General features: G+C 67.9%; 11 protein-coding genes. 3 read left to right on the top strand and 8 right to left on the bottom strand.

The window, feature by feature from the left end:
• Positions 1–119 precede the first annotated feature (119 nt).
• Positions 120–671 (top strand): NUDIX domain-containing protein, encoded by a 552-nt coding sequence (locus ACFWF3_RS12800; RefSeq protein WP_379313820.1) that lies wholly within the window; start codon positions 120–122, stop codon positions 669–671.
• 1 nt (position 672) lies between these two features.
• Here the strand turns inward: ACFWF3_RS12800 and ACFWF3_RS12795 are convergent, their stop codons facing one another.
• Entirely contained in the window at positions 673–1041 is a 369-nt protein-coding gene (locus tag ACFWF3_RS12795) for an arsenate reductase family protein (protein WP_379313819.1), read from the bottom strand.
• A 58-nt stretch (positions 1042–1099) separates the two neighbouring features.
• Between ACFWF3_RS12795 and ACFWF3_RS12790 the strand changes: the two genes are divergently transcribed.
• Complete coding sequence (locus ACFWF3_RS12790) at positions 1100–1603, top strand: nitroreductase/quinone reductase family protein (RefSeq protein ID WP_379313818.1); 504 nt, start codon at positions 1100–1102, stop codon at positions 1601–1603.
• A gap of 52 nt (positions 1604–1655) precedes the next feature.
• Here ACFWF3_RS12790 and ACFWF3_RS12785 read toward each other — a convergent pair whose 3' ends face one another.
• The 7 genes from ACFWF3_RS12785 to ACFWF3_RS12755 are packed head-to-tail and all read right to left on the bottom strand — an operon-like array spanning position 1656 to position 8765.
• The gene (locus ACFWF3_RS12785; protein ID WP_379313817.1) at positions 1656–2798 is read right to left on the bottom strand and encodes an ABC transporter substrate-binding protein; all 1143 of its coding nucleotides are present in this window, start codon (positions 2796–2798) and stop codon (positions 1656–1658) included.
• Positions 2799–2811: 13 nt separating this feature from the next.
• Complete coding sequence (locus tag ACFWF3_RS12780) at positions 2812–3576, bottom strand: ABC transporter permease (RefSeq protein ID WP_379313816.1); 765 nt, start codon at positions 3574–3576, stop codon at positions 2812–2814.
• The gene (locus ACFWF3_RS12775) at positions 3573–4412 is read right to left on the bottom strand and encodes an ABC transporter ATP-binding protein (protein WP_379313815.1); all 840 of its coding nucleotides are present in this window, start codon (positions 4410–4412) and stop codon (positions 3573–3575) included. The genes ACFWF3_RS12780 and ACFWF3_RS12775 overlap by 4 nt, the downstream gene beginning before the upstream one ends.
• 50 nt (positions 4413–4462) lie before the next feature.
• Positions 4463–5404 carry an ABC transporter permease gene (locus ACFWF3_RS12770; RefSeq protein ID WP_379313814.1) on the bottom strand — a complete coding sequence of 314 codons (942 nt, stop codon included), beginning with the start codon at positions 5402–5404 and terminating at the stop codon, positions 4463–4465.
• A gap of 31 nt (positions 5405–5435) precedes the next feature.
• Positions 5436–6479 carry a TIGR03842 family LLM class F420-dependent oxidoreductase gene (locus tag ACFWF3_RS12765; RefSeq protein WP_378988129.1) on the bottom strand — a complete coding sequence of 348 codons (1044 nt, stop codon included), beginning with the start codon at positions 6477–6479 and terminating at the stop codon, positions 5436–5438.
• Positions 6480–6507: 28 nt separating this feature from the next.
• Entirely contained in the window at positions 6508–7926 is a 1419-nt protein-coding gene (hydA, locus tag ACFWF3_RS12760) for a dihydropyrimidinase (protein WP_379313813.1), read from the bottom strand.
• Positions 7926–8765 carry a nitrilase-related carbon-nitrogen hydrolase gene (locus ACFWF3_RS12755; RefSeq protein WP_379313812.1) on the bottom strand — a complete coding sequence of 280 codons (840 nt, stop codon included), beginning with the start codon at positions 8763–8765 and terminating at the stop codon, positions 7926–7928. The genes hydA and ACFWF3_RS12755 overlap by 1 nt, the downstream gene beginning before the upstream one ends.
• A gap of 122 nt (positions 8766–8887) precedes the next feature.
• Between ACFWF3_RS12755 and ACFWF3_RS12750 the strand changes: the two genes are divergently transcribed.
• The coding region (locus ACFWF3_RS12750) for a GntR family transcriptional regulator (protein WP_379313811.1) at positions 8888–9517 on the top strand (630 nt) is incomplete at its 3' end.

The raw sequence follows: 9517 nt of genomic DNA, 5'->3' as shown, positions 1-9517 counted from the left end.
GGGTGAAGCCCCAGCGCCGGAAACGATGAATCACCTGCCGAGATGCGGGACCGTAACTCCTCGCACTCGCTACCGGTTACCGCGCGCCGGTCAGCGCTCGAGGCGGTTACCCTCGGGCGGTGTCAGCGAACCCCGAAGACGAACTGCTCGCCGTCTACGACGCCGAGGGGCTGGTGATCGGCGAGGCCGATCGAGGCACCGTCTACCGCGACGGCCTGTGGCACGCGAGCGCGGGCGTTCTCGTGCGATCGTCCGACGGAACCCGCGTGTACGTCCACCGGCGCACCGACACCAAACTCGTCTTCGCGGGCATGCACGACTGCCTCGCGGGCGGGGTGGTCGACGCCGGTGAGAACCCGTCCGACACCGCGATCCGCGAACTTCGCGAGGAGCTGGGCATCGCCGTCCCCGCCGGCACGGTACTTCCGTTGCGCGCCACCGCGTCCTGGGACGGCGACTGGGCGGGCCGCGCGCTGCGTTGCCACCTGTTCGGTTACGAGTACCGCTGCGACGGTCCGTTCGTCCACCAGCCGTCCGAGATCGCGGACGGCTGGTGGTGGACCGATGCCGAACTGCGTGCGTATCTGCGTGATCCGGCGTGGCCGTTCGTTCCCGACACACGGGCGGTCCTGGACGGTCTGCTCATCGGAGACGACGGCGCGCGGCCCTGACTCAGTCGAGCGCGCGCAGCGATTCCTCGTCGCGCGCCACCACCGCGCCGCCGTCGGCGGTGAGCACGATGGGCCGCTGGATCAGTTTCGGATGCTGTGCCAACGCGTTCAGCCACCGGTCCCGGTCGGCCTCGGTGCGCCCCCATTCCGCCATTCCGAGATCCTTGGCGATCTGCTCGCCGGTGCGGGTGATATCCCAGGGCTGCGCACCCAGCCGCGTGAGCACCGCCCGCAGTTCCTCGACGGTCGGGGTATCATCGAGGTAGCGGCGCACGGTGTATTCCACGCCGGCCGCGTCGAGGTGCGCGGTGGCGTTGCGGCTCTTCGTGCAGCGCGGGTTGTGCCAGATCTCGGTCTGCCCAGATGTCATCTTCGCAGCGTAGGTCACCTGTACTGCGGGCACGCTCGCACGTGGCGATACTGGGATCATGAGCGATTCCGCGTCTCCCGAAAACCCTTACGGCACACCGACGACCACCGGCCCCGAGCCGATCCGCTCCTTTCAGTCCCAGCTCAATACCCTCATCCGCGGCCTGCTGAAGGTGCCGGTGCTGTCCGGCATCGTCGGCAAACGGCTGGCCACCCTGCATGTGGTCGGCCGCAGATCCGGCGCCGTCTACGACGTCCCGGTGGCCTACACCGTGCACGGCGGCGACTTGCTGATCGGCACGGCGCTGCGGCCGTGGGTGAAGAATCTCCAGGGCGGCGCGCAGGTGCGCCTGTCGCGTGGCGGGGCACCCGAAACCTTCACCGCCACCGTGTACACCGACGAACAGCACGTTCTGGAGCTGTTCGCGGTGATCGCGCGCGACAACGAGCAGAACGCGAAGTTCAACGGCATCGGCTACCTCCCCGACGGCGAACCGTCCAAGGCCGACATCTACCAGACCTGGCAGCAGGGCGGTGTGGTCATCGGCCTGACTCCGCGCTGAACGCACGGCGACGGTCCATCGGCCGTGCGATGGACCGTCGCGCGTGGGTGAACTACTTACCGCCCTCGGTCGGGGTGACCTGCGCGGGCTGGTAGCTCGCACCCGTCACGTCCACCCCCGCGGCCTTCAATCGGTCCAGCGCCTTGGTGACGTACTCGGTGGTGTAGGCGTCGGCATCGGGGTTCTTGGTGAGAACCGTTGCACCCTCGGCGTTCTTGGTGTTCTCGGCGATCGAGACCGTGCGATCCCATGCGGTCTTGTCGAGGGTGCCGATGCCCGCGGGTGAGGGCCAGATCAGCTTGTTCACCTCGTTGATCTGCCACTGCTGGTGCCCGGCGCCGAGCGTGGCGCCCGCGGCGACGGTGATGTCGCGGCACTTGTCGAGGTTGTCGCGGCAGAACGCCCAGCCCTGGAGCGAGGCGGTCAGGAACTTCACTGTCTGATCCTGGTACTCGCTGTCCTTCAGCTTCTCGGTGTTGGCCCACAGCGCGTCCTGCAGCATGGCCACACCTTCGTCGTTCCAGTCGATGGTGGTGAAATCGTCTGCGGTGTAGAGCTTTCCGGTGGCCGGATTCTTGGTTTCGAGCAGCTGGGCGTACTCGTTGTAGGACATGGCCTGAGCGGCGGCGATGTCCTTGGCGAGGAAGGCGTTCATGTCGAACTGCTGCTGGACCAGTTTCACGTCTTTGGCCGGGTCGATGCCCACCTTGGTCATCCCGGCGAAGAGCTCGAATTCGTTGCCGTAGCCCCAGTTTCCGACGGTCTTGCCCCGCAGCGCGGCGGGCCCGGCGATGTTCTCGGACTTGAACGAGACCTGCTTGGTGCCCGATTTCTGGAAGATCTGAGCGATCTCGGTGATCCCGGCGCCCGCCTCCCGCGACGCGAGGGCCTTGGGTACCCAGGCCACCGCGTAGTCGGCCTGGCCCTGGGCGAGCACCGTCTGGGGGACGATGTCGGTGCCGCCGTCGAGGATCTCCACCGACAGGCCCTGTTCCTTGTAGAAGCCCTGGTCCACCGCGGCCAGGTAGCCCGCGAACTGCCCCTGTTTGAACCATTGCAGCTGCAGGGTCACCTTGGTGAGGCCGTCGGCGGTGGTCTCGGAGCCACTGTCGGTGGTACTACAGCCGGTCAGCGCGGCGGCGGCCACGGCGGCCAGCGCCAGCGCGGTGCGCAACCGGAGTGCGGTCTCGGTCATGGATTGATCTCCCTCATCGGATCGTGGACAGCAGTGGGGTTCGGGGTCGACGGGTGAGTTGTTCGAGCAGCAGGACGGCGGCCAGGAACACCAGGCCCACGCACATCGCACCGACGACGTAGGCCCAGGCCCGCGGATAGGCGGTGTTGGCCGCGGCGGAGGTGATCCGGCTGCCGAGTCCGTTCTGCAGGCCGCCGAAGTATTCGGCGATGATGGCCGCGATGACCGCGCCGGGGGCCGCGATCCGCAGTCCGGTGAACAGGTGCGGCAGCGCGGCGGGCAGGCGCACGGTGCGGGTGATCTGCCATCCCGACGCGGCGTAGGAGGTCATCAGATCGGCCTGCACCTTCGGCACCTGCCGCAGTCCGCGAGCGGTGCTGACGAACACCGGGAAGAACACGACGATGGTGACCACGAGCCGTCGCGGCGTCTCGGTGGTGGTGGAGTACATCGAGTTCAGCAGTGGTGCCAGCGCCACGATCGGCACCGCGGCAGCGGCGGCGGCCAGCGGCGTCAGCAGCCCGTCGATCACGCCGAATCGCACCGCGAGAACGGCGGCGGCCAGGCCGAGCACCGTCCCGGCGACGAACCCGACCAGCGCGTTCGTGCCGGTGGCGAGCGAGGCGTCCAGGATCCGGCCCGCGTTCTCGACGAACTGAGCGGCGATAGCGCTGGGCGCGGGAAGCAGGAACGAGGGCACGCCCGCCACCACGGTGAGCACCTGCCACAGCGCGAGGGCGACGATGCCGACCAGGACCGGCGGCAGCCAGGTCTTCATCGCAGATCCCGTCCGGCCACGGCGGTGTCGTCGTGCTCGCCGCGCAGGGCCGCGCGCACCGCGGCGACGGCGGCGAAGAACTGCGCGGACGCCCGGACATCGGTGCCCGCCTCGCGATCCCAGCCGCCGGTCGCCACGATGTCACTGATCCGGCCAGGTCGTGCGGACAGCACCACCACCCGGTCCGACAGGTACACCGCCTCGGGAATCGAGTGGGTGACGAACACGACGGCGGCGCCGGTCTCCCCCGCGATGCGCAGCAACTCGCCCTGCATGCGTTCCCTGGTCATCTCGTCGAGCGCACCGAACGGTTCGTCCATCAGCAGCAGCGACGGTGTGCGGGCCAGCGCGCGGGCGATCGCGACGCGCTGTTGCATGCCGCCGGACAGTTCGGCCGGATACCGGTCGGCGAACTCGCTGAGCCCGGCCATGGCGAGCAGTTCGGCACTGCGCGCCCTGCGCTGCGCCTTCGGCACCTTGTGCAATTCCAGGGGCAGTTCGACATTGGCCGCGACCGTGCGCCAGTCGAGCAGACCGGCCTGCTGGAACGCGATGCCGTAGTCCTGATCGATCCGTGCCTGCCGCGCCGGCTTGCCGTGCACAGTGACACTGCCGCTGCTGGGCGTCTCGAGATCGGCGACGATCCGCAACAGGGTGGACTTGCCGCAGCCGGAAGGTCCGATGAGCGAGACGAATTCGCCCGCCGCGACGGTGAGCGAGACATCGGACAGTGCCGTCACCGCACCAGCGGCGAAGGTCTTGCCGAGATGGCTCAGCTCGACCGCGGCCGAGACCGGTGACCCCGGGCTGCCGGGTTCGGCGACTGAGGTGGTCATGGGTACTTCTTCCTGAAACGTTGTCGTGGAGAGTGTTTCGGCGGCGCTCATCAGCCCTCGCTCACCGTGCCGGTGCCCGGCGGGTGGCTGTAGCGGCGTAGCGCCAGCTCCACCAGACCGACCAGCGCGGTGAGGACGACGCCGAGCAACGCGGCGGCGAGCACGGCGGCGTACAGCCGGGCCGCATCGCCGGTGGCCTGTTGGGAGAACACGATGATCTGGCGCCCGATCCCGCCCGCGGTGCCGGTGGAGATCTCGGCGACGACCGCGCCGATCACCGCGGCCGCCGCGGCCAGGCGCAGCGCCGGAATCAACGAGGGAACAGCGGCGGGAAACCGCAAGCGCGTCAACGTCGCCCACCACCCGGCCGAACAGCTCCGCATCAATTCGACCGAGGCCGCCGACGGCGCCTGCAGCCCGCGCAGCATCCCGATGGCGATCGGGAAGAAGGCGAGATAGGCCGCGATCACCACGATGCTCATCCACGGCCGCCACGGCTCACCGCCGATGGACAGTTTGCCGCCCCAGGCCGCCACCAGCGGCGCGAGCGCGATCAGCGGAACCGTCTGTGACAGCACCACATACGGCAGCAGGCCGCGTTCGAGCCAGCCGAACCGTTGCATCGCGACCGCCAGCGCCACGCCGACCACCGCGCCCAGCAACAACGCGAGCAACGACAGACCCAACGTGAACATCGCCGTGCGCAGCAGTGTCGCGCCGACGGTGCCTTGACCGTCCGCGTCGCCGAGCACGGTGAACACCGCCCAGACGTGCGGGAGCGCGCCGTCGCTGGTGCGAGGGAGTACTCGGGTGCCCGCGATGCTCACGCCGTCGGCGGGCACCAGCACCTTCACCAGCTCCCAGATCACCGCCACGAGCACGAACGCGCTCACCCCGTAGACCGCGCGCAGCAACCGGGTCCGACCCGGCGTGGAAGCTCGGATCTTCTGCGGCACCACAGCTGTCGCCGGATCGATGGTCCCCGTGGTCACCGGCGCACTCCCACCGGCAATTGCCCGGCGATCATGACAGACCGGCCGCTCGGATCGCGGTGACCTGCCGATTCAGCCGCGGCAGCACCTGCTCGCCATAGGCCTCGAGCGTGGCCGTTTTGGCATCGTGCTGCAGATACACCGCGAACTGGCCGACGCCGAGCTGCTCGAGCTCCCACAGCCGGGCGAGCTGCTCGTCGGGGGTCCCGATCAGGCAGAACCGGTCCACGATCTCGTCGGGCACGAAATCGGCATGCGTGTTGCCCGCCCGCCCGTGCTCGTTGTAGTCGTAGCCCTGCCTGCCGGCGATGTAGTCGGTCAGCGCCGCTGGAACATCGCTGCCCGTACCGTATTTCGCGACGATGTCGGCGACGTGGTTGCCGACCATGCCGCCGAACCAGCGACACTGGTCACGGGCGTGTTCCAGGGCGGCCTGCGATCCGTCGGTGACGTAGGCGGGCGCGGCGACACAGATCTTCACCGACAGCGGATCTCGGCCTGCCGCCGCTGCCGCCGCACGCACCTTGCCGATGGTCCATGCGGTGATGTCGGGGTCGGCGAGTTGCAGGATGAACCCGTCGGCGACCTGCCCGGTGAGCTCGAGGGCCTTGGGCCCGTATCCGGCCACCCACACCTCGAGCCGCGAATCGGCGGCCCACGGGAATCGCACCTCGACGTCACCGACGCGGGCGCTGCGACCGTTGCCCAGTTCCCTGATCACCTCCACCGATTCGCGCAGGGTGGCCAACGTCGTCGGCTTGTTCCCGACGGTGCGGACCGCCGAGTCACCGCGCCCGATGCCGCAGATCGTGCGGTTACCGAACATCTCGTTGAGCGTGGCGAACACGGACGCGGTCACCGTCTGGTCCCGGGTGGCCGGGTTGGTGACCATGGGCCCCACGGTCACCTTCCGGGTGGCGGCCAGGATCTGGCTGTAGATCACATAGGGCTCCTGCCAGAGCAGGTGCGAGTCGAAGGTCCACACGTGCGAGAACCCGTGGGTTTCGGCCACTCTGGCCAGTTCGATCACCCGCGACGAGGGTGGTGTGCACTGCAGGACGACTCCGATGTCCATCGGCACTCTCCGTTTCGGCAGTTGGTTTCTACAGCAGGTTCTGTGACAGGCCGCGCCGGAGGAACCGGCCGTGCCCGGCGCGGCCGTGGTAGGCGCCGCCGTCGACGATCACCCGGCCGCGCGACAGCACCGTGTCGACATGACCGTCGATTTCGAAGCCCTCCCACGCCGAGTGGTCCATGTTCATGTGGTGGGTCTTGCCGAGGCCGATGCTGGTGTGTCCGTTGGGGTCGTAGATCACGACGTCGGCGTCGGCACCCGGGCTGATCACGCCCTTGCGCGGGTACATGCCGAACATCCGGGCCGGGGTGGTGCAGCAGACCTCCACCCACCGTTCGCGCGAGATCCGCCCGTCCTTGACGCCCTGGAACAGCAGATCCATCCGGTGCTCGACCCCGCCGATCCCGTTCGGGATCTTGCTGAAATCGCCCACACCGAGTTCTTTCTGGTCCTTCATGCAGAACGGGCAGTGGTCGGTGCTCACCGCGGTGACGTCGCCGGTGCGGATGAACCGCCACAGCTCGTCCTGATGCCCCTCGGCGCGCGAGCGCAGCGGTGTCGAGCAGACCCACTTGGCACCCTCGAAACCCGGTGCGCCCAGCTGTTCTTCGAGTGAGAGGTACAGGTACTGCGGACAGGTCTCGGCGAACACGTTCTGGCCGTTGTCACGCGCGGTCACGATCTGCTGCATCGCCTGTTTCGCCGAGACGTGCACCACATACAGCGGGGCACCGGTCAACTGCGCCAGCATGATCGCGCGATGGGTTGCTTCTTCTTCCATCTGCCACGGACGGCTGGTGCCGTGGAAGTAGGGCGAGGTGTCGCCGCGCGCGAGGGCCTGTTCGACGAGAACGTCGATGGCGATGCCGTTCTCCGCGTGCATCATCATCAGCGCACCGAGGTCGCCCGCGGACTGCATGGCGCGCAGTATCTGGCCGTCGTCGGAGTAGAAGACCCCCGGATAGGCCATGAACAGCTTGAAGCTGGTGACGCCTTCGCTGACGAGTTCGCTCATCCCCTTGAGGGATTCGTCGTTGACGTCGCCGATGATCTGATGGAATCCGTAGTCGATCGCGCACCGCCCCGCGGCCTTGCCGTGCCATTCCGCGAGGGTGTCCTGCACCCGCTGGCCCGGTTTCTGCACCGCGAAGTCGACGATCGTGGTGGTGCCGCCCCAGGCCGCTGCCCTGGTCCCGGTTTCGAAGGTGTCGCTGGCCTCGGTGCCGCCGAACGGCAGCTGCATGTGTGTGTGCCCGTCGACACCGCCGGGGATCACGTACTTGCCGGTCGCGTCGATCACCGTGTCCGCGTCGGCCGCGAGATCAGCGCCGAGCGCGGTCGAACCCGGTTGCAGGACAGCGACAATCGTCTCGTCGTCGATCAGCACGTCGAGGAGCTGGGAACCGGTGGCGCTCACCACCGTCCCGCCGTGGATGAAGGTGCGCATCAGGGGTTCACCAACGGTCCGTAGGCCTCCGGGCGACGGTCGCGATAGAACGCCCATCTCTCGCGCACGATCTTGATCAGATCCATATCGAGATCACGGACAACCAATTCCGGCGAAGTATCGGAGGCGACCTCACCGACGAACTGCCCCTCGGGGTCGACGAAATAGCTCGTGCCGTAGAAGTCGTCGTCGCCGTATTCGCTCTCGATGCCGACCCGGTTGATCGCACCGACGTAATACTCGTTGGCCACCGCCGAGGCCGGCTGCTCGAGTTTCCACAAATAGCTGGAAAGCCCCCTCGACGTCGCCGAGGGATTGAACACGATTTCGGCACCCGCGAGGCCGAGCGCTCGCCAGCCCTCTGGGAAATGGCGGTCGTAACAGATATAGACGCCTACTCTGCCGACCGCGGTGTCGAATACCGGCCAGCCGAGATTGCCCGGCCGGAAGTAGAACTTCTCCCAGAATCCGGTCACCTGCGGGATGTGGTGCTTACGGTATTTGCCGAGGTAGGAGCCGTCGGCGTCGATCACAGCCGCCGTGTTGTAGAGCAGCCCGTCCATCTCGCGCTCGTACACCGGCAACACCATCACCATGTTCAGCTCGGCGGCCAGAGCCGAGAACCGTTCGGTCGTCGGGCCCGGTACCGATTCGGCGTACTCGTAGAACTTGGTGTCCTGCAGCTGGCAGAAATACGGGCCGTAGAACAACTCCTGGAAGCAGATCACCTGCGCACCCTGCGCCGCCGCCTCCCGTGCGTAGTCCTCGTGCGCCGTGGTCATTGATTCTTTGTCACCGGTCCAGGTGGTCTGGACGAGCGCCGCTCTGACGATTCCCATGCTTTGTTATACTGCACCTACAACTGATTCTGTTGTGTTACAAGAGCGCGGAAACAGTTTCGGTGCCGTAAACGTTGGCGTGCACCACGGATCGGCCGCGCAGTACCCCGCAGAATGAGTCCATGACCGAAGCCTCGCCGACCGCACTGCCCGCGGACTTCGCCGGGGACCTCGACGAGCGAACCGCCGCCGGGATCGCCGCCGCGATCGGTCGCCGCATCCGCTCGGGCGCACTCGCTCCCGGTACCCGGCTGCCCACCGTGCGCGAGGTGGCCCGCGAACTCCGGGTGTCCCCCGCCACCGTCAGCCAGGCCTGGCGCGCGCTGGCCGCGACCGGCGCGATCACCGCGCGCGGGCGGGCGGGCACGTTCGTCGGCGAGAGACTGCAGACGCCGATCGGGCGGTATCAGCGCCTGCACTCGCACTCCGACAACGCCTTTCGCGTCGACCTCTCGCACGGCACCCCCGATCCGGCGCTGCTGCCCGACCTGGCCGCCGCCTTGCACGCGCTCTCGCGCGATACCGCGCCGGGCGATCTCTCGGCGCATTATCTCGGCGAGGCGGTGCTGCCCGCACTCGCCGAGGCGCTGCGTGCCGACTGGCCGTGGCCGTGCGAACGGCTGACCGTCCTCGACGGCGCCCTCGACGCGGTGGACCGGCTCCTCGCCGCACACGTGCGCTTCGGTGACCCGGTGATCGTCGAGGATCCGTGCTTCCCGCCGTTTCTCGATTTGCTCGCCCGCCTCGGCGCC

This window comes from Nocardia sp. NPDC060220 (genome assembly GCF_042727815.1).
Lineage (GTDB): Bacteria > Actinomycetota > Actinomycetes > Mycobacteriales > Mycobacteriaceae > Nocardia.
The sequence above is the reverse complement of the archived record's forward strand: the minus strand, read 5'-3'. Positions and strand labels throughout refer to the sequence as shown.

Excerpts from the sequence above, each read along its gene's own strand:
- hydA (WP_379313813.1), bottom strand. The coding sequence starts at position 7,926 with ATGCGCACCTTCATCCACGGCGGGACGGTGGTGAGCGCCACCGGTTCC.
- ACFWF3_RS12795 (WP_379313819.1), bottom strand. The coding sequence starts at position 1,041 with ATGACATCTGGGCAGACCGAGATCTGGCACAACCCGCGCTGCACGAAG.
- ACFWF3_RS12790 (WP_379313818.1), top strand. The coding sequence starts at position 1,100 with ATGAGCGATTCCGCGTCTCCCGAAAACCCTTACGGCACACCGACGACC.
- ACFWF3_RS12755 (WP_379313812.1), bottom strand. The coding sequence starts at position 8,765 with ATGGGAATCGTCAGAGCGGCGCTCGTCCAGACCACCTGGACCGGTGAC.
- ACFWF3_RS12775 (WP_379313815.1), bottom strand. The coding sequence starts at position 4,412 with ATGACCACCTCAGTCGCCGAACCCGGCAGCCCGGGGTCACCGGTCTCG.
- ACFWF3_RS12785 (WP_379313817.1), bottom strand. The coding sequence starts at position 2,798 with ATGACCGAGACCGCACTCCGGTTGCGCACCGCGCTGGCGCTGGCCGCC.
- ACFWF3_RS12780 (WP_379313816.1), bottom strand. The coding sequence starts at position 3,576 with ATGAAGACCTGGCTGCCGCCGGTCCTGGTCGGCATCGTCGCCCTCGCG.
- ACFWF3_RS12765 (WP_378988129.1), bottom strand. The coding sequence starts at position 6,479 with ATGGACATCGGAGTCGTCCTGCAGTGCACACCACCCTCGTCGCGGGTG.